Origin of the sequence: Nocardioides currus, from assembly GCF_003057875.1 — a bacterium.
GTDB lineage: Bacteria > Actinomycetota > Actinomycetes > Propionibacteriales > Nocardioidaceae > Nocardioides > Nocardioides currus.
In genome coordinates this window covers 455,124-474,728 of record NZ_PYXZ01000001.1, presented here as the reverse complement: position 1 = coordinate 474,728, position 19,605 = coordinate 455,124, and the positions used below count along the sequence as shown (strand labels likewise).

General features: G+C 70.3%; 16 protein-coding genes. 9 read left to right on the top strand and 7 right to left on the bottom strand.

The features are described from left to right. Positions 1–10: 10 nt before the first annotated feature. The 4 genes from C7S10_RS02245 to C7S10_RS02230 are packed head-to-tail and all read right to left on the bottom strand — an operon-like array spanning position 11 to position 4,326. Positions 11–1,993, bottom strand: coding sequence for an ASKHA domain-containing protein (locus C7S10_RS02245; protein ID WP_108342765.1), 1,983 nt, complete (start codon positions 1,991–1,993; stop codon positions 11–13). Positions 1,994–2,003: 10 nt separating this feature from the next. Further along, entirely contained in the window at positions 2,004–2,882 is an 879-nt protein-coding gene (locus C7S10_RS02240) for a dihydropteroate synthase (RefSeq protein ID WP_108342764.1), read from the bottom strand. Continuing rightward, positions 2,882–3,547: a corrinoid protein gene (locus C7S10_RS02235; protein ID WP_108342763.1), complete on the bottom strand. Its 666-nt coding sequence runs from the start codon at positions 3,545–3,547 to the stop codon at positions 2,882–2,884. The genes C7S10_RS02240 and C7S10_RS02235 overlap by 1 nt, the downstream gene beginning before the upstream one ends. Further along, a complete protein-coding gene (locus tag C7S10_RS02230; protein ID WP_133176409.1) occupies positions 3,544–4,326 on the bottom strand; it encodes an IclR family transcriptional regulator in 783 nt (260 codons plus the stop codon). The genes C7S10_RS02235 and C7S10_RS02230 overlap by 4 nt, the downstream gene beginning before the upstream one ends. Positions 4,327–4,429: 103 nt before the next feature. Between C7S10_RS02230 and C7S10_RS02220 the strand changes: the two genes are divergently transcribed. Both C7S10_RS02220 and C7S10_RS02215 read left to right on the top strand, forming a co-directional pair. After that, positions 4,430–5,869: a trimethylamine methyltransferase family protein gene (locus C7S10_RS02220; RefSeq protein ID WP_108342762.1), complete on the top strand. Its 1,440-nt coding sequence runs from the start codon at positions 4,430–4,432 to the stop codon at positions 5,867–5,869. A gap of 233 nt (positions 5,870–6,102) precedes the next feature. Further along, positions 6,103–6,318, top strand: coding sequence for a hypothetical protein (locus tag C7S10_RS02215; protein WP_133176408.1), 216 nt, complete (start codon positions 6,103–6,105; stop codon positions 6,316–6,318). Between the two features lie 60 nt (positions 6,319–6,378). Here the strand turns inward: C7S10_RS02215 and C7S10_RS02210 are convergent, their stop codons facing one another. The 3 genes from C7S10_RS02210 to purU are packed head-to-tail and all read right to left on the bottom strand — an operon-like array spanning position 6,379 to position 9,268. Then, positions 6,379–6,636, bottom strand: a complete 258-nt coding sequence (locus C7S10_RS02210; RefSeq protein ID WP_108342760.1) for a hypothetical protein — start codon at positions 6,634–6,636, stop codon at positions 6,379–6,381. 49 nt (positions 6,637–6,685) lie between these two features. Continuing rightward, the gene (locus tag C7S10_RS02205; RefSeq protein WP_108342759.1) at positions 6,686–8,365 is read right to left on the bottom strand and encodes a formate--tetrahydrofolate ligase; all 1,680 of its coding nucleotides are present in this window, start codon (positions 8,363–8,365) and stop codon (positions 6,686–6,688) included. Positions 8,366–8,389: 24 nt separating this feature from the next. Beyond that, positions 8,390–9,268: a formyltetrahydrofolate deformylase gene (purU, locus tag C7S10_RS02200; RefSeq protein WP_108342758.1), complete on the bottom strand. Its 879-nt coding sequence runs from the start codon at positions 9,266–9,268 to the stop codon at positions 8,390–8,392. Positions 9,269–9,359: 91 nt separating this feature from the next. Between purU and C7S10_RS02195 the strand changes: the two genes are divergently transcribed. The 7 genes from C7S10_RS02195 (at position 9,360) to C7S10_RS02165 (ending at position 19,599) form a co-directional block, all read left to right on the top strand. Next, on the top strand, positions 9,360–10,184 hold the full coding sequence (locus tag C7S10_RS02195; RefSeq protein WP_207769195.1) for an IclR family transcriptional regulator: 825 nt from the start codon (positions 9,360–9,362) through the stop codon (positions 10,182–10,184). Between the two features lie 161 nt (positions 10,185–10,345). Next, entirely contained in the window at positions 10,346–11,827 is a 1,482-nt protein-coding gene (locus C7S10_RS02190; protein ID WP_108342757.1) for an aldehyde dehydrogenase family protein, read from the top strand. Between the two features lies 1 nt (position 11,828). Continuing rightward, entirely contained in the window at positions 11,829–13,571 is a 1,743-nt protein-coding gene (gene betA / locus C7S10_RS02185; protein WP_108342756.1) for a choline dehydrogenase, read from the top strand. Then, entirely contained in the window at positions 13,568–14,593 is a 1,026-nt protein-coding gene (locus tag C7S10_RS02180) for a quaternary amine ABC transporter ATP-binding protein (protein ID WP_108342755.1), read from the top strand. Before betA ends, C7S10_RS02180 begins: the two co-directional genes overlap by 4 nt. Continuing rightward, on the top strand, positions 14,590–16,689 hold the full coding sequence (locus C7S10_RS02175) for an ABC transporter permease (RefSeq protein ID WP_243395154.1): 2,100 nt from the start codon (positions 14,590–14,592) through the stop codon (positions 16,687–16,689). Before C7S10_RS02180 ends, C7S10_RS02175 begins: the two co-directional genes overlap by 4 nt. 56 nt (positions 16,690–16,745) lie before the next feature. Continuing rightward, entirely contained in the window at positions 16,746–17,735 is a 990-nt protein-coding gene (locus tag C7S10_RS02170; RefSeq protein ID WP_108342754.1) for an ABC transporter substrate-binding protein, read from the top strand. Between the two features lie 106 nt (positions 17,736–17,841). Next, positions 17,842–19,599, top strand: a complete 1,758-nt coding sequence (locus C7S10_RS02165; RefSeq protein WP_108342753.1) for a BCCT family transporter — start codon at positions 17,842–17,844, stop codon at positions 19,597–19,599. The last annotated feature ends 6 nt before the right edge of the window (positions 19,600–19,605 follow it).

Sequence of the window (19,605 nt, the reverse complement as noted above, 5' to 3'; positions counted from 1 at the left end):
CGCAACCTCCTCAGGAACCGAAGGCCAGCTGGTCGACGAAGGTGTCGTTGAAGTCGGGGCGGTCGGAGAGCTCGACATAGCTCACCTCCTCGAGCAGGGCCAGCGCACCCGCGCGCTCGCGGACGGACAGCAGCGCCATCTTCGCGCCCTCGCCCGCGACGTTGCCGGCCGCCACGATCCGCAGCACCGGCAGCTTCGGCACGAGCCCGATCCGGACGGCGGAGGCGGGGGAGAGGTAGCTGCCGAACGAGCCGGCCAGCAGCACCTGCTGCACGTCGCGGTGCTCGAGGCCGAGCTGCTCGAGCAGCAGCGTCCAGCCGGTCGAGATCGCCGCCTTGGCGAACTGCAGCTCCCGGACGTCGCGCTGGGAGAGGTAGACGCACTCGGCGACCTCGGTCTCGGGAGTGGGGCGGTGCAGGACGAACACCCGCTCCTCGCCGATCCGGGCCAGGCGGTCGGCCAGGCCAGGGGCGATCTCCTTGGCCGCCTCGTCGGTCACGAGCCGGCCGGTGTCGTCGAGCAGCCCGACCCGCACCAGCTCGGAGACGGCGTCGACGAGACCGGAGCCGCACAGGCCGCGCGGCTCGACGTCGCCGATCACCCCGAGCGTGACGGCGGGGTCGTCGCCGAGGGCGTGCGGGTCGACCTTGATCACCTCGATGGCGCCGTCCGCGGCCCGCATCCCGCACCGGATGGCGCCACCCTCGAAGGCGGGGCCAGCAGGGGCAGCGGTGGACAGGATGGTCTCGCCGTCGCTGAGCACGATCTCGCAGTTGGTGCCGACGTCGATGAACAGCCGCGTGCGCTTGTCGCGGTCCATGCCGGTGGCGAGCATGCCGGCGACGATGTCGCCACCGACGTACGCCCCGAGCGCCGGGAAGAAGAAGGCGCGCGCCCGGGGGTGCAGGCTCAGGCCGAGCTCGGAGGCGAGCACCGACGGCGGCTGGGCGGCGGTCATCACGAACGGTGCGACCCCGAGCGGCTCGGGGTCGATGCCGAGCGCGAGCGCCGTCATCGTCGCGTTGCCGGCGACCGCCACCTCGTAGACCTGCGACGGGTCGACCCCGCCCTCGCGGCAGACCCGGGTCGCCAGCTCGGCCAGCGTCGCGCCGGCCGCCTCCTGCAGCCGACCGAGGGCGTCCTTGTCCATCATGGTGGCGCTGATACGGGTGATCACGTCGCCGCCGAAGGGCTGCTGCTTGTTCAGCGACGAGGTGACCGCGAGCGGCGTGCCGGTGCCGACGTCGAGCAGCGTGCCGACGACGGTGGTGGTGCCGAGGTCGAAGGCGATGGCGTAGCGGGCGGCGGTGGTGTCGCCCGGCTCGACGTCGATCAGCGCCTCGTCGAGGACCACCGCGGTGACCTTGAAGTCGGACTCGCGCAGCACCGTCGAGAGCCGGCGCAGGACGTGCAGGTCCGCCGTCAGCTCGAGGTCGTCGATGGCGTCGGTCAACCGCACCAGGTCGGTGCGCTGGTCGGAGAGGGTCGCCTCGGCGAGCTCGACGTAGCGCTTCTGCAACGCCGGGCGCAGGATCACCTGGCGGCCGATGCCGACCGTGGCGGCCTTCGGCCGGGTGGTCAGCGGCGGCACCTCGACGGCGAGGTCGCGGGTCGCGTGCACGAGGCACCCGAGCCGCCAGCCGTCGGTGAGCTGGGACTCGGTGAAGGTGCGGGCGTCGTGGCGGGTGATCGGCACCTCGCCGCCCTCGACGCGGATGCGGCACTTGTGGCAGGTGCCGTGCCCGCCGCAGGTGGAGTCGATCGCGATGCCGTTCCACGAGGCCGCGTCGAAGACGGTCACGCCGGGCGGCACGCGCACGCCGCGCTGGGTCGGCGGCAGCGCCGAGCCGTCCTCCGCCTTGGCGTGCACGGTGAACGCGAGGTCGACGCGACCGGTCCCGTCGTGGGTCGCCGGCTCCACCCCGGGCCGCTCGATCAGGCCCTCGCGGGCGACGTCGGCGAGGGAGAAGTCCGGACCCTCTGGCGTGGTCATCGGAGTGCGTTCACGCCTCGGCCGCCGCCTGCTTCGCCCGGTGCGCCGAGATCCAGGCCATGCCCCAGTCGTCGTGGCCCAGGAAGAGGTCGGCGGCCTTGACGGCCTCGACGATCTGCGGCGTACGGGCGTCGGTGATCGCGCTGGTGAGCCCCGACGCCATCGCCATCGGCAGCCACGCGGAGTTGAGGGCGTGTCGACCGGGCATGCCGAAGGAGACGTTGGAGGCGCCGCAGGTCATGTTGACGCCGAAGTCGTCGCGGATGCGGCGCATCACCTCGAAGGTGACCAGCGACGTGGTGGTGTCGGCGCCGATCGGCATGGCGAGCGGGTCGATGACGATGTCGGCTTGGGCGATGCCGAACTCCTGCGTCGCGACGCGGATGATCTTGCCGGTGAGCTCGACGCGCTTGTCGGCCTCCATCGGGATCTCGTCGTGGTCGTTGGGGAGGGCGATGATCGCGGCGTCGTACTTCTTGACGAGCGGGAGGATCGCCGCCATCCGGTCGTCCTCGGCGGTGATCGAGTTGACCAGCGCGCGGCCCTGGTAGACCGACAGGCCCGCCTCGAGCGCCTCCACGACCGAGGAGTCGATGCAGATGGGGAGGTCGGTCAGCTCCTGGACCATCTGGATCGCCTTGGCCAGCAGCTCGGGCTCGTCGGTGAGCGGGACGCCCATGTTGATGTCGAGCACGTCGGCCCCGCCCTCGACCTGTGCCTTGACGTCGCGCTCGATGGCGGAGAAGTCGCCGGCGCGCAGCTGCTCCTGGAAGATCCGCCGTCCGGTGGGGTTGATGCGCTCGCCGATGATGCAGAACGGCTGGTCGTGGCCGACCACGACCTCCTTGGTGGCGGAGCGCAGGACGGTGCGCAGCGGCTCGGCCGCCATCAGGCAGGCACCTTCGCGCGTCGCTCGTCGAGCAGCTTCTTGGCCCGCTTCACGGTCTGGGACGCGTCGGCGGCGTAGCCGTCGGCGCCGACCGCGTCGGCGTACTCCTGGGTGACCGGCGCGCCGCCCACCATCACGATCACGCTGTCGCGGATGCCGGCCTTCTCGAGGGCGTTCATGTTGGCCTTGAACATCGGCATGGTCGTGGTGAGGAAGGCCGAGAACCCGACGATGTCGGGCTGGTGCTCCTCGATCGCGGCCACGAACTTCTCGGGCGCCACCTGGACGCCGAGGTCGATCACCTCGAAGCCGGCGCCCTCGAGCATGATGTTGACGAGGTTCTTGCCAATGTCGTGGACGTCGCCCTTGACCGTGCCCATCAGGAACTTGCCGATGGTCTGCACGCCGGTCTCGGCGAGCAGGGGTCGCAGCCGTTCCATGGCTCCCGCCATCGCCCGGCCGGCGATGAGCATCTCGGGCACGAAGAAGTCGCCGCGCTCGAAGCGCGCGCCCACCTCCTCGAGCGAGGGGATGAGGGCGTCGAACAACAGCGTCTGCGGCTCCATGTCGAGGGTCAGTCCCTCGTTGGTGAGCTCGAGGACGCGCGGGGCGTTGCCGACCAGCGTCTCGTCGTACAGGGCTTGCAGGATCTCCTCGGGAGTCATGCGACCACCACCTTCTCGTGTGCGGAACCGTGATTGCTGCCGCGCAGCAGCGTCGAGAGCGCGCGAGCGTGCGCCGAGAGCAGGCGCCCGAGCTCGTCGAGACGTCCCTCCAGGCGCGAGGTCGGCCCGGAAATGCCGAGCGCGGCGACCACGTCGCCGTGCACCCCGAAGACGGGGGCCGCGACACCGGTGAGGCCCAGCTCGAGCTCGTCGACGGTGACCGACCAGCCACGGTCGCGGGTGCGCGCGCCGTCGCGGCGCAGGCCGGTGAGGGTGGTGATCGTGGCCTCGGTGGGCTGCTCGAGCGGAGCCGCGGGCAGCGCGAGGGCGCCCCACGCCAGGAGCACCTTGCCGAGGGCGGAGCAGTGGGCCGGCACGTCGACCTCGGTCCAGTCACGGGTGCCGAGGAGGTACGTCGAGTCGACCTGCGCGACCTGCACGACCCGGTCGCCGCGGGTGACGCTGAGGTGGACCGTCTCGCCGGTCTCCTCGCCGATCGCGTCCATGGCGGGGCGGGAGAGACGGACCAGCTCGTCCCAGGGGTCGTGGCGGGCGGCGTACAACCAGAACAGCCGGCCGGCGACGTAGGACCCGCTGCCGTCGCGCTCGAGCAGGCCCGAGCGCTCGAGCGCGGTGAGCATGCGCGAGGTCGTGGACTTCGCGAGGCCGCTCGCGTCCTGGAGGTCGGCGAAGCTCAGCGGCTCGTCGGCGCGCACGACCGTCGCCACCAGGTCGGCGGCGCGGTCGACGGCACGGGTGCCGGTGGCGGCCTCGGTCACGACTGCTCCTCTGCGGGGGTTCCCTCGCGTTCCATGATGTGGAACCTTGGTTCCACATGATGAGGCTAAGAGCCTCGACGAGTTGAGGTCAAGGAGGAGAGCCGTGTTCCGCAACGCGATGCCCCGCTACGAGGTCCTGTCGCAGGACGCGATGGCCATGCTCGACAAGGGCTGGCGCAGGCTGATGACCGAGATCGGCGTCGAGTTCATGGACGACCGGGCGCTCGAGCTGTTCCGCAAGGCGGGCCAGCGGGTCGAGGGCAACACGGTCTTCCTCGACCCCGACTTCGTGCTCGAGCAGGTGGCGAAGGCGCCCCGCGAGTTCGACGTGCAGGCGCGCAACCCCGAGCACTCGATCCACATCGGCGGCGACTCGATGGCCTTCGGCGCGGTCTACGGGCCGCCGTTCGTGCGGCAGGGCGACGTACGCCGCGACGCGACCATGGACGACTTCCGCAACTTCACGATGCTGGCCCAGTCGTTCCCGGTGCTCGACTCCGCGGGCGGCGTGATCTGCGAGCCCAACGACACCCCGCTCGACAGCCGCCACCTCGACATGACCTACGCGCTGCAGACGCTGACTGACAAGGTCTACATGGGCAACGTCGTGTCCGGGGTCAACGCCGCGGACACACTGGAGATGACCTCGATCCTCTTCGGCTCGCGCGAGGCGATCGAGGAGACCCCTGCGACGATCTCGCTGATCAACTGCAACTCGCCGCTGCGCTGGGACGACCGGATGCTGGAGGCGCAGTTCGAGTACTCCGGCGCCGGCCAGCCCGTCGTGCTGACCCCGTTCATCCTGATGGGTGCGATGTCGCCGGTGACGATCCCGGCCGCCCTGGTGCAGCAGATCGTCGAGGCGCTCTCGGGGATCGCGCTGTCGCAGCTGATCCGCCCCGGCACCCCGGTGATCTTCGGCTCCTTCCTCTCCAACATCGACATGCAGTCGGGCTCGCCGACCTTCGGCACCCCCGAGTCCGGCCTCGGCCTGCTGTGCACCGGGCAGATCGCTCGGCACTTCGGGCTGCCGTTCCGCACCGGTGGCGGGCTGACCTCCTCGCAGGTCGCCGACGCGCAGGCGGGCTACGAGGCGCTGATGACGCTGATGCCGACCTTCCTCGCCGGCGCCAACTGGGTCATGCACTCGGCCGGCTGGCTCGAGGGCGGACTGGTCGCCGGCTACGAGAAGTTCATCGTCGACATCGAGCTGCTGCAGATGCTGCGCCACGAGTTCACGCCGCTCGAGATCGACGAGGACTCGATGGCCTTCGGCGCCCACGAGGAGGTCGGCCACGGCGGGCACTTCCTCGGCGCGATGCACACGATGGAGCGCTTCCGCACCTGCTTCTACCGCCCGCTGCTCTCCTCGTCGGAGAACTACGAGCGCTGGATGCGCAACGGCGGCCACGACGCCAACGCCCGCGCCGAGGTGGCGTACAGGAAGACGCTCACGGAGTACGAGCAGCCGCCCCTCGACGACGCCATCCGCGACGAGCTCCAGGACTACGTCATCCGTCGGCGCAAGGAGCTCGGGGACTGAGGGCCGGGGCGCTCGCGGTTTCCCCGGCTACCCGGGGAAACCCGAACATCCCGTGGCAAGCATGCTGCACGAAGTTCGCGACTCGCCCATGAAGTCGTACGGCGCTGAGCGTTCGCGGGGTTGCTCGGAACGCCCTCCCGGTCAGGAACTCGCTGTGCCGTGACGCCAGGCCGGAACGCGCGCCCCGGCCGAACCGTCGTACGCATCACGAGCCCGGTGATGTGGAGGATCCGATGTCGAGACGTCGCGTGCTGACGAGCGTGCTGCTGGTCGTGCTCGTCGCGTGGCTCGGTTCGGGGTGGGTCTACGCGCGTCATTTCGGGTACTTCCACGAGGACAGCTGCAGCACCGGGTGGGAGAACGCGGCGGCCGTGCTCTTCGGACCGATCAGCTGGATCGAGACGGACCCCGGCTGGGGCGCGTGCATCGTTCCGCTGCGAGTCGGTTGACCGGGTGCCCGACCAGGCGACGCCTCGATCTGCGGCCACCGCCCGCGACGAGCTCCTGGACTACGTCGTCCGTCGGCGCAACGAGCTCGGGGACTGCCTTCGCTCGTGGCGGAGGGCGCAGGTCTGCGCCAGACCCATGGCCCAGCATCCCGGGCACCCGCGCAGCAGCACCGCGGCCGGCACCACGAGCAGGAGCGCGAGCGGCCCGACCCACGGCACCAGCGCGAACGCCGCCACCATCATCGGCAGGCCCAGCGCTCCACGCACCAGGTGCCGGGGCACGCTGCGGCTGGCGAACATGGTCTCGGGCTGGCTCATGCCCGTTGTTCGCCGCCGAGGCCCCGGACGGATGGCGACGCCGCGGCCCTCAGCTCAGCCCGAGGATCGTCCCGTCGTCGGCGAGGTCGATCCGGGCGGCCGACGGGTCGCGGGGGAGGCCGGGCATCGTCATCATGTCGCCGCACACGACGACCACGAAGCCCGCGCCGGCGGACAGGCGCACCTCGCGCACGTGCAGCTCGTGGCCCGACGGGGCGCCGAGCGACGTCGGGTCGGTGGAGAAGGAGTACTGCGTCTTCGCGACGCAGACCGGCAGGTCGCCGTAGCCGTCCCGCTCGATGCGCTCGAGCCGACGACGCGCCCGCGCGTCCCAGGTGACCAGGCCGGCGCCGTACAACCGCGTCGCGATCGCCTCGACCTTCTCCGTCAGCGGGTCGGCGTCGTCGTAGGTGAAGGAGAAGGTGTACGGCGAGGGCTGCTCGAGCATCGTCAGCACGCCGTTGGCCAGGTCGCGGGCGCCCACCCCGCCCTCGGCGAAGTGTGTGGCGGGGAACGCCGAGACGCCCTCGGCCGCGACGAGCTCGACGACCTTCGCGATCTCGGCGTCGGTGTCGGTCGGGAACCGGTTGACCGCGACCACGCACGGGATGCCGTAGACGTTGCGGATGTTGGCGAGGTGACGGCGCAGGTTGACCATGCCGGCCTCGACGGCGCCGAGGTCCTCCGTGCCGAGGTCGGGGAGCGCGACGCCGCCGTGGTACTTCAGCGCCCGGACCGTCGCCACCACGACCGCGACGTCGGGACGCAGCCCGGACTTGCGGCACTTGATGTCGACGAACTTCTCGGCCCCGAGGTCGGCACCGAAGCCCGCCTCGGTGACCACGATGTCGGCCAGCCGGAGTCCGGCTCGCGTCGCCGAGACCGAGCTGCAGCCGTGCGCGATGTTGGCGAAGGGCCCGCCGTGCACGAAGGCCGGCGCCCCCTCGAGGGTCTGCACGAGGTTGGGCGCGAGGGCGTCGCGCAGCAGCACCGACATCGCCCCGTCGGCGCCGAGCTCGCGGGCGGTCACCGGCTTGGTGTCGCGGGTGTAGCCGATGACGATGTCGCCGATGCGCCTCTTGAGGTCTGCCCACGACTCGGTGAGGCAGAAGATCGCCATCAGCTCCGAGGCGACCACGATGTCGAAGCCGTCCTCGCGCGGGAAGCCGTTGGCGTGCCCGCCCATCGCGACGGCGACCTGGCGCAGCGCACGGTCGTTGGTGTCGAGCACCCGCTTCCAGGTCACGCTGCGCACGTCGATGTCGAGCTCGTTGCCGTGGTGGACGTGGTTGTCGATCAGGGCGGCGAGCAGGTTGTTGGCCGCGGCGATGGCAGCGAAGTCACCGGTGAAGTGGAGGTTGATGTCGGTCATCGGCACGACCTGGCTGTAGCCGCCGCCGGCCGCGCCGCCCTTCATGCCGAACACCGGTCCCATCGACGGCTCGCGCAGGCAGGCGACGGTGCGGTGGCCGAGGCCGTGCAGCGCGTCGGTCAGGCCGACGGTGGTCGTGGTCTTGCCCTCGCCGGGTGGCGTGGGGGAGAGCGCGGTGACCAGCACCAGCTTGCCGAGCGGACGGTCGGCGAGGCCGGCCAGGTAGGACAGGTCGACCTTCGCCTTGTAGTGGCCGTAGGGGACGAGGTGCTCCTCGTCGATGCCCAGGGTCGAGGCCGCGACGTCGCGGATCGGTTGCAGGGTGGCCGCGTTGGCGATCTCGATGTCCGACAGCATGGGGGAGCAACCTCTCTCGATGGGTCAGCGGAAGACGACGGTCCGCTCGCCGTTCAGCAGCACCCGCGACTGCGCGTGCCAGCGCACCGCTCGCGAGAGCACCTGGGCCTCGACGTCGCGTCCGGCGGCGACGAGCTGGTCCTGGTCGTAGGTGTGGTCGACCCGGATCACGTCCTGCTCGATGATCGGTCCCTCGTCGAGGTCGGCCGTGACGTAGTGGGCCGTCGCGCCGACCAGCTTCACGCCACGGTCGAACGCCTGGTGGTAGGGCTTCGCCCCCTTGAAGCTCGGCAGGAACGAGTGGTGGATGTTGATGGCACGCCCCGACAGCTGGCGACACAGGTCGTCGGAGAGCACCTGCATGTAGCGCGCGAGCACGACGAGGTGCGCGCCGGTCCCGTCCACGAGCTCCATCAGCCGCTTCTCGGCGTCGGTCTTGGTCTCCGGAGTGACCGGGACGTGGTGGAAGTCCAGCCCGTAGGACCGCACGAGCGGCTCCGCGTCGCGGTGGTTGGAGACCACGGCCGGGATCTCGATCTGCAGGGCGCCGGTGCTGGCGCGGAAGAGCAGGTCGTTGAGGCAGTGCAGCTGCCTGGAGACCATGATCAGCGTGCGGTACGGCGCCTGCGCGGTCCACAGCTCGAAGTCCATGTCGAAGCGGCCGGCGACTCCCGCGAAGTCCGCCCGCAGCGACTCGGCCGTCGCCGGGCCGTCGATCTCGAAGTCGATGCGCATGAAGAAGCGGTCCGTGAGCTGGTCGCCGAACTGCTGGCTCTCGACGATGTTGCCGGCCCGCTCGACCAGGAACCCGGAGACCGCGTGCACGATGCCGGGCCGGTCGGGGCAGGAGAGGATGAGCACGAACTCGGACGCGCGTGATGCCTGGACGGCGGGGCTGACCATGGAACTCCTCGGAAGAACCAGCAGGACGAGTTGTTGCGCTCGACGAAACGCAGTCTGCGATACGCAACACGCTGTGCGCTAGTCTCCGGCCATGGGCAAGGCGGACGACACGCTGATCGACACGCCGGCCGACACGCTGGCCGACGACGTCCCCGCCACCACCGGCCAGGGCGTGCAGTCCGTCGACCGGGCGCTGGGGATCCTCGAGGTGCTGGCCCGCATCGGCGAGGCCGGCGTCACCGAGATCGCCGGCGAGCTCGGCGTCCACAAGAGCACCGCCTTCCGGCTCGTCGCCACGCTGGAGGCGCACCGGCTCGTCGAGCAGACCACCGACCGCGGCCGCTACCGGCTCGGCGTCGGGATCCTCCGGCTGGCGGGTGCCACGACCGCGCGGCTCGACCTGGTCCAGGAGGCGCGGCCCATCTGCCGCCAGCTCGCGGCCGACACCGGCGAGACGGTCAACGTCGCCGTGCTGTCGGAGAGCTCGGCGCTCTACCTCGACCAGGTCGCCGGGTCCTCGGCCCTGCAGCCGCACAACTGGGTCGGCCAGCACATCCCGCTCCACGCCACGAGCAACGGCAAGGTGCTCCTCTCCGGCCTCGACGACGCGGCCCTCGACGCCGTGCTCGGCAAGCTGGCGCCGTACACCCCGCAGACCATCACCAGGCGGGCGCCGCTGCGCGAGGAGCTCGCCCGGGTGCGCACCCAGGGGTACGCCCTCGCGGTGGACGAGCTCGAGGTCGGGCTGGCGGCCGTGGCCGCGCCCATCCGCAACGCCCACGGCGACGTGGTGGCGTCGATGAGCGTGTCCGGTCCGTCCTTCCGGATGCCGCAGGACCGGCTCGACGCGGCCGTCGCCCTGGTGGTCGCCGCCGCCGTCGAGGTCTCCCACCGGCTCGGGTGGGGGCACCGCTAGCCTGTGTGGCCCGACGGACCCGATGGTCCGATCCGACGCACCGGTCCGACCACCCTTGACGAGCGCGAGCTGTCCGAGCATCCTCGGACTGTCTGGCTGGTTGCGCTCGGAGCATCCGGTTGCGACATACGCAACAGAATTGTGCCGAGAGTGGGTCCTGCGTGCCGGAGCTCTACATCGATGGGTCGTGGACGGTCGCGCAGTCGGGCGAGCGCCGGGAGATCCGCTGCCCGGCTGACGGCACGCTCGTCGCCGAGGTCGACGAGGCAGGCGCCGCCGACACCGAGGCGGCGATCGCGGCCGCCCACCGCGCCTTCCACGACGGCGCGTGGTCGTCGACGCCGAGCCGCGAGCGTGGTGACCTGCTGCTGAGGCTGGCCGACCTGCTGGAGCGCGACACCGACGCGATCGCGCGGATGGAGTCGCTCGACACCGGCAAGCGCTTCGTCGAGGGGCAGTACGACGTCGCGGACGTCGTCGCCGTCTTCCGCCACTACGGGCGCATCGCGGCCGAGGACTCCGGCCGCGTCGTCGACACCGGCAACCCCGACGTCGTCAGCCGCATCGTGCACGAGCCGGTCGGCGTGTGCGGCCTGGTCACACCGTGGAACTACCCGCTCCTCCAGGTGTCGTGGAAGGTCGCGCCGTGCCTGGCCGCCGGCAACACCTTCGTGCTCAAGCCCAGCGAGCTCACCCCGCACTCCGCCATCCACCTGATGCGGCTGCTCGAGGAGGCCGGCCTGCCCGCGGGCGTGGGCAACCTCGTGCTCGGTGCGGGCGCCAGCGCGGGCGCGCCCCTCTCGTCCGACCCACGCGTCGACCTCGTCTCCTTCACCGGCGGGCTCGAGACGGGACGCGCCATCGCGGCGGCGGCCGCGGCGACCGTCAAGAAGGTCGCCCTCGAGCTGGGCGGCAAGAACCCCAACATCGTCTTCGCCGACGCCGACCTCGAGGTCGCCCTCGACTACGCCCTGACCGCGGTCTTCCTCCACTCCGGCCAGGTCTGCTCGGCGGGCGCGCGGCTCGTGGTCGAGGAGTCGATCCACGACGAGTTCGTCGACGCGCTCGTCGCCCGCGCCCGCGACATCCGGCTCGGCGGTCCCTTCGACGAGAAGGCCGAGACCGGACCGCTCACCAGCTCCGCCCACCGCGACAAGGTCGAGGCGTACGTCGCTCGCGGGCTCGCCGAGGGAGCGGTGCTGCGCTGCGGCGGGGCCCGGCCCGACGACCCGGCCCTCGCGGACGGCTTCTACTACCTCCCGACCGTGCTCGACGGGTGTCGCAGCGACATGGCGGTGACCCAGGACGAGTCGTTCGGGCCGGTGCTGACCGTCGAGACCTTCAGCGACGAGGACGACGCGGTCACGATCGCCAACGACAGCATCTACGGCCTCGCCGGTGCGGTCTGGACCCAGGACGCCGGTCGCGCCCAGCGCGTGGCCGGCCGGCTGCGGATGGGCACGGTGTGGATCAACGACTACCACCCCTACGTCCCCCAGGCCGAGTGGGGCGGCTACAAGCAGTCCGGCACCGGCCGCGAGCTCGGGCAGGCCGGGCTGGAGGAGTATCGCGAGACCAAGCACGTCTGGCACAACATCCGGCCGGCCGTGCAGCACTGGTTCGCCCCGAGGTCGGAGGGCTGACGTGGGCGACGACCGGTACGACATCGTCATCGTGGGTGGTGGGTCGGCCGGTTGCGCGCTCGCCAACCGCCTCTCGGCCGACCCGTCGACGAGCGTGCTGGTGCTCGAGGCCGGGCGGACCGACCGCTTCGACCCCCTGATCCACGCCCCGGCGGCGCTGCCGTTCCCGATCGGCAACCCGCTCTACGACTGGCGCTACGAGTCGGAGCCGGAGCCGGGCATGGGCGGCCGGCGGGTCTACCACGCCCGCGGCAAGGTGCTCGGCGGGTCGTCGTCGATCAACGGGATGATCTTCCAGCGCGGCAACCCGATGGACTTCGACCGCTGGGCGATGTCTCCGGGCATGGAGGCGTGGGACTACCGCCACTGCCTGCCCTACTTCAAGCGGCTGGAGTCGCTGATCCTGCCGGACGGCTCCGTCGGCGCGAATGCGTGGCGTGGCGGCTCGGGCCCGCTGAAGCTCGAGCGCAGCCCCGCCACCAACCCCCTGTTCAGCGCCTTCTTCGAGGCCGCCCAGCAGGCCGGCTACCCGCTCACCGACGACGTCAACGGCTACCGCCAGGAGGGCTTCGGCCGCTTCGACCGCAACATCGTCGGCGGCGTGCGGATGTCGGCCGCCCGGGCGTACCTCCATCCGGTCATGCACCGCCCCAACCTGAGCGTCGAGACCTTCGCGCACGCGACGAAGGTGCGCTTCGAGGGCCGGCGTGCCGTCGGCGTCGACTACCTCCGCGCGGGCCGGCGGCACCGCAGCGTCCGGGCCGGCGAGGTCGTCCTGTGCGGTGGCGCGATCAACACGCCGCAGCTCCTGCAGCTCTCCGGGATCGGCAACCCCGAGCACCTCCGGCCCCTCGGCGTGCAGATGGTCCACGACCTGCCCGGGGTCGGGGAGAACCTCCAGGACCACCTCGAGGTCTACATCCAGTACGCCTCGCTCCAGCCGGTCTCGATCGTCGAGGGCCTGAAGTGGCGCAACCGCCCCCGGATCGGGCTCGAGTGGCTGCTCCGGCGCACCGGCACGGCGGCCTCCAACCACTTCGAGGGCGGCGGCTTCTGCCGCTCCAACGACCTCGTCGACTGGCCCAACCTGATGTTCCACTTCCTGCCCATCGCCATCCGCTACGACGGCTCGGCGCCGGCAGGCCAGGACAGGTACGCCCACGGCTACCAGGTCCACATCGGCCCGATGTACGCCGACACCCGGGGCTGGGTGCGGATCGACTCGACCGACCCACGAGCCAAGCCGCGGATGCAGTTCAACTACCTGACGACGCCGTCCGACCGACGGGAGTGGGTCGAGGTGGTGCGCGTGGCCCGCTCGATCCTCAACCAGCCCGCCTTCGCACCGTTCAACGGCGGCGAGCTGTCGCCGGGGCCCGCGGTCGAGACCGACGAGGAGATCCTCGACTGGGTCCGCAAGGACGCCGAGACCGCGCTGCACCCCTCGTGCACGGCGAAGATGGGCACCGACGAGATGTCGGTCGTCGACCCCGCGAGCATGCGGGTGCACGGCACCGAGGGCCTACGCGTCGTGGACGCCTCCGTCTTCCCCTTCGTCACCAACGGCAACATCTACGCCCCGGTGATGATGGTCGCCGAGAAGGCGGCCGACCTGATCATCGGCAACACCCCGCTCGCGCCCGCGGACGTCCCGTACTACCGCCACCGCGACGGCTGGCCGCTGTATCCACCGGGCGACGCCCGCAACGCCCTCACCGACTCTGATGTGGAGGAGCACTCATGACGGCAGCCCTGACGGTCGACGGTCTCTGGAAGATCTTCGGTCCCCGTTCGGACAAGATCATCGGCACGCCCGACGCCGACCTGTCCCGCGCCGACCTCAAGGCCAAGACCGGCAACGTGGTAGGCGTCAAGGACGTCTCGTTCGAGGTCGCTCCGGGTGAGGTCTTCGTCGTGATGGGGCTCTCGGGCTCCGGCAAGTCCACGCTGGTGCGGTTGCTGACCCGGCTGATCGAGCCAACGAGCGGCACCGTCCAGCTCGGCGGCGTCGACATCACCTCGGCCTCCGCGGGCGAGCTGCGCGACGTACGCCGCAAGCAGGTCTCCATGGTCTTCCAGCACTTCGGCCTGCTGCCCCACCGCCAGGTGATCGACAACGTCGCCTACGGACTCGAGGTCCGGGGAGTGAAGAAGGCCGAGCGGCGCGCGAAGGCGACGGAGATCGTCGACCTCGTGGGCCTGTCCGGCTACGAGAACTCCTATCCCGACCAGCTCTCGGGGGGCATGCAGCAACGCGTCGGCCTCGCCCGGGCCCTCGCCGGCGACCCGGAGATGCTGCTCTTCGACGAGCCCTTCTCCGCCCTCGACCCCCTCATCCGGCGCGACATGCAGAACGAGGTCATCCGGCTGCACCGAGAGCTCGGCAAGACGATGGTGTTCATCACCCACGACCTCGCCGAGGCTCTCAAGCTGGGTGATCGGATCATGATCCTGCGCGACGGGGAGATCGTGCAGATCGGGACACCCGACGAGGTCGTGGCCCGCCCCGCCGACGACTACGTCAAGGACTTCGTCTCCGAGGTGCCCAAGGCCCACGTCCTGACGCTGAAGTGGGTGCTGCGCGAACCCCGCGCGGGGGAGGCGCTCGACGGACCGAGTCTCCCGGTCAGCACCATCGTGCGACAGGCGGCCCGCGTCGCGATCGCCTCCGACGCGCCCATTCGGGTCATGGACGGCGACACCCTCCTCGGCGTCGTCGACGAGGAGGACATCATGCGGGTCGTCGTCGCCGAGGAGGAATCGTGAGCGAGGCCGGGCCCGGCACGAGAGCCCGCGTCCCCGTCGAGGACCAGCAGCTCGTCGACCCGCCCCCGACGAGGCCCATCGAGCCGGGAGCGCCGCCGCCGGTGGTCGAGAACGCCGGCCTCAGCCGCTGGATCCCGGCCCTCGCCGTGGTGGTGGCCTGGGTCCTCGTCTACTTCTTCACCCGCGGCAACCACACCCTCGACCTGCCGAGCCTCTCGCGCACGGACCTGCACGATCGCCTGACCGGGGTGCAGAACGGCCTCCTCGAGGGCCGCTCGACCAACCCCGTCATGCAGTTCACCAACGCCATCGCCGACGGGTTCCGCAGCACCGTCGACTGGTTGCAGCGCCTGGTCTCCAAGCCAGCCTTCCCGCGTCCCGTCCCGCAGATCGGCTGGCTCGGGGTGACCGCGCTGGCGACCTACGTGGGGCTGGTCGTCGCCAGCTGGCGCATCGCCCTGCTCGTGCTCGCGTCCTTCCTGGCTTTCGGGGTCCTCGGCTTCTGGGACGCCTCGATGGACACGCTGATCATCGTGCTGATCTCGGTCCTCCTCTCCGTCGTGATCGGGCTGCCGATCGCGGTGTGGATCGGCACCAACGCCCGCGCCAACGCCGTGGTCACCGTGTTCCTCGACTTGCTCCAGACGATGCCGACCTTCGTCTACCTCCTGCCGATCGTGCTGTTCTTCGGCATCGGCACCAGTGCGGCCGTCGTCGCCACCCTGCTCTACGCACTCCCGCCGATCATCCGCATCGCCGGCTTCGGGATCCGTGAGGTGTCCACGACGACGATCGAGGCCACCGACTCCTCGGGCCAGACCTACTGGCAGCGGTTGTTCAAGGTGCAGCTGCCGATGGCGCGCAAGACGATCATCGTCGGGCTCAACCAGACGACGTTGGCCGCCCTGTCGATGGCCACCCTGGCCTCCTTCGTCGACGGACCCGGTCTCGGCAAGCCGGTGCTCCAGGGGCTGCGGGTCAACGACGTCGGCACCGCCTTCGTCCCGGGTGCCCTCATCGTGTTGATGGCCGTCATGCTCGACCGCACGACGACCGCCGCCAGCGAGCGCTCCGAGCGGGTCGCGCGTGGCGGCACCAGCAACGTCGCTCGCCGTCGCCTGGTCGTCATCGGCGGTGGCGTCGCCGCCCTCGTCGCCGTCTACCTCTCCCGCACCTACGTCACCCTCGCGGAGTTCCCGACCTACTCCGTCGGCGGCCGGATCAGCGCAGGGGTCAGCGACGTCGTCGACTGGATCAAGGACAACCTCGGCGGCGTGACCGGAGGCACCAAGGACGGCATCACCGAGTGGGTGCTCAACCCGGTCCAGTCGGTGCTGGCGGAGTCCCCGTGGTTCGTGTCCTTCGCCGCGATCGCGCTTCTCTCCCTCGTGTTCGGTGGCCTGCGGGCGCTGGTCATCACCGTGGTGTGCCTGCTCGGCGTGTGGTACCTCGACCTGTGGCACGACGCGATGATCACCCTCAACATGACCCTCTTCGCCACGCTGCTGGTGATGGCGCTGGCGCTGGTCTTCGGGGTGTGGATGGCGCGCGACCGACGGGTCGACCTCGGCATCCGGCCGCTCCTCGACGCGGGCCAGACCATCCCACCCTTCGTCTACCTGATCCCCGTCCTCGCACTCTTCGGACCGTCGCGCTTCACCGCCATCGTGGCCGCGATCGTGTACGCCGCGCCGGCCGCCATCAAGCTCGTCGCGGACGGGGTCAAGGGCGTCTCGCCGACGACGATCGAGGCGGGACGCTCCACCGGCCAGACCACGTGGCAGGAGATCACCAAGGTCCAGCTGCCGATGGCGAAGGGCTCGCTGGTGCTTGCCACCAACCAGGGCCTGCTCTACGTGCTGTCGATGACCGTGATCGGCGGCCTGGTCGGAGCGGGTGCGCTCGGCTTCGACGTGGTCTACGGCTTCTCGCGCAGCGAGGCATGGGGCAAGGGCGCCGCTGCCGGCCTGACCATCGTGCTGCTCGGCGTGATGCTCGACCGGATCACGCGCGCGGCTGCCGACGTGCGCCGCGACGACGGCCCGGGGCCGCGTCGCGCCTTCAACGTCCGACTTCCCATCGGGCCGCCCAGATGACGTCGCAACAGCGTGGGAACACAGTGCGGGAACAACGAGAAGATGAGGAGAAGCACATGAGGATTGCCACAAGCAGGAGGGCCCGGCTGGGGGCACTCGCAGCCGTCGCCACGTTGGCGTTCTCCGCGTGCGGCGGGGGCTCCATCGACGATGCCACCGAGGCCAACGAGTCGCAGGCCGCCGAGAGCGGCGGCGAGTGCGGTGAGATCAACATGGCCGTCAACCCGTGGGTCGGCTACGAGGCCAGCGCCTACGTCGTGGGCGCGGTCGCCGAGGACCGGCTCGGTTGCACGGTGAACTACAAGGAGCTGAAGGAGGACGTGTCCTGGCAGGGCTTCGGCACGGGCGAGGTCGACGTCGTGATCGAGGACTGGGGCCACCCCGACCTGGAGAAGAAGTTCTTCGCCGAGGAGGGCGACGGCAGTGCCGAGGACTTCGGGCCGCAGGGCAACGTGGGCATCATCGGCTGGTACGTCCCGCCGTGGCTGGCCAAGGAGCACCCGGACATCCTCGACTACAACAACCTGAACAAGTACGCCGCCGACTTCGCCACCTCGGAGTCGGGAGGCAAGGGCCAGTTCCTCGGTGCCGACCCGTCCTACGTCCAGTTCGACGAGGCGATCGTGAACAACCTCGACCTCGACTTCCAGGTCGTCTTCTCCGGCTCCGAGGCTGCCAGCATCGAGGCGTTCCGCAAGGCGGAGGAGAACAAGGAGTTCCTCATCGGGTACTTCTACGCTCCGCAGTACTTCATGGCCGAGGTGCCGCTGGAGAAGGTGGCGCTCCCGCCCTACACCGACGGCTGCCAGGCCGACCCGCAGGACGTGGCGTGCGACTACCCCGAGACCGAGCTGAAGAAGATCGTCGGTACCGAGTGGGCCGGATCCGACTCGACGGGCGTTGACCTGGTCAAGAACTTCACCTGGACCAACGAGGACCAGGACGTCGTGGCGGCCTACATCGCCTCCGACGGCATGGACCCGGAGGACGCGGCCAAGAAGTGGGTCGAGGAGAACCAGGACAAGGTCGACGCCTGGCTGTCGTAGTGATCGTCGTCGCTTGACGTGATCCGGGTCACAGGACGACAGTAGTTGCGTCCTCCGCCACGTGTTGCGGAGGGCGCAACGACTCCGCCTCGAGAAGGAGTAGGGCATGGCGACACCAGTGCGCGAGACGTTGCCGGGGAGCGGCGACGAGGGTGGGCACCACCGGACGGGGAGACTGCCCCTGGACAAGGTCACCTTCGGGGTGGCTGCGGCGATCGCGGTGGCGTTCCTGCTGTGGGGGACCGTCGACTCCGAAGGCATGGGCACCGGCACCGGTGAGGCCCTCGCCTGGCTCGAGAAGAGCTTCGGGTGGCTCTTCATCCTGGTCAGCGCCGGCTTCCTGCTGTTCTCGGGCTACCTCGCCCTCAGCCGCTACGGCAACATCAAGCTCGGACCGGACGACTCCGAGCCGGAGTTCTCGACCTTCTCGTGGGTCTCGATGATGTTCGCGACCGGCATGGGCATCGGCTTGATGTTCTGGGGCGTCGCCGAGCCGCTGACCTACCTCACCGCCACCGACGCGGGCAGCATCCCGCCCGGACGCGGCGACCCGTCGACGCCGGACAGCGCCCGGGTCGCGATGGAGTACGCCTTCTTCCACTGGGGCTTCCACCCCTGGTCGATGTACGCCGTGATCGGCCTCGCCATCGGCTACTTCGCCTACCGCAAGGGAGCCGGCAACCTGGTCTCGGGCACCTTCGGGCCGCTGCTCGGCAGGCGGGCCACCGAGGGTCCTGGCAAGGCCATCGATGTGATCGCCATCTTCGCCACCCTCTTCGGCTCCGCCACCTCGCTCGGGCTCGGCGCCCTGCAGATCACCGGTGGCCTCGACGACGTCTTCAGCAGCGGGGAGTCCAAGTGGCTCACGGTCGGCGTGATCGCGGTGCTCACGACGTGCTTCGTGCTCTCGGCGGTGACCGGCATCGAGAAGGGCGTGCAGTTCCTCTCCAACGCCAACGCGATCGCCGCCGTGCTGCTGGTCTTCTTCCTCTTCGTCGTCGGACCGACGGTCTTCATCCTCAGCACCTTCACCGAGTCGCTCGGGGGCTACCTCACGCACCTGCCCACGATGGCCTTCCGCACGGGGGCCTTCGGCGGCAGCGAGTTCCTCAGCACCTGGACGATCTTCTACTGGGCCTGGTGGATCTCGTGGACGCCCTTCGTCGGCATGTTCATCGCCCGGATCTCCAAGGGACGCACGATCCGCCAGTTCGTGGTCTACGTGATCCTCGTTCCCAGCGTCGTCTCGTTCGTGTGGTTCTCGATCCTGGCCGGGGCCGCCTTCGACCTGCAGCTCTCGGGCGCCAGGGACCTGGGCGCGGTGCTGGCCGAGGAGGGCACCGAGAGTGCGCTCTTCACGACCCTGCGCGAATACCCGCTCGCGTCGGTGACGGTCGTCCTGGCGGTCTTCCTCGTGGCGATCTTCTTCATCACCGGCGCCGACTCGGCCTCGATCGTGATGGGGATGCTCAGCCAGCACGGCGAGGAGGAGCCGATGCGCTGGCTGGTCGTCTTCTGGGGCGTGGCCCAGGGAGCGGTCGCCGCGGTGCTGCTCTTCTCCGGCGGCCTCGGCGCGCTCCAGACACTGGTGATCATCGTGGCCGGACCGTTCATGCTCATCATCGTGGCGATGTGCGTCTCGTTGATGAAGGCCTTGCGGGCGGAGCCCTACGAGTCGACCCTGCCCTCGCGCGTACGCCGAGCGGTGCTGCACGCCCAGAAGTACGACCTGGTCGAGCAGCAGACGGTCGCGCTGGCGTCCCTCGGTGCCGACCCGACCCCCGAGGACGCGAGCACCCAGAGCGCGACGAGCACCACGAGCTCCGCGAGGTCCTCGTCCGAGGTGTCCGAGCCCCGCGCCTGACGCAGT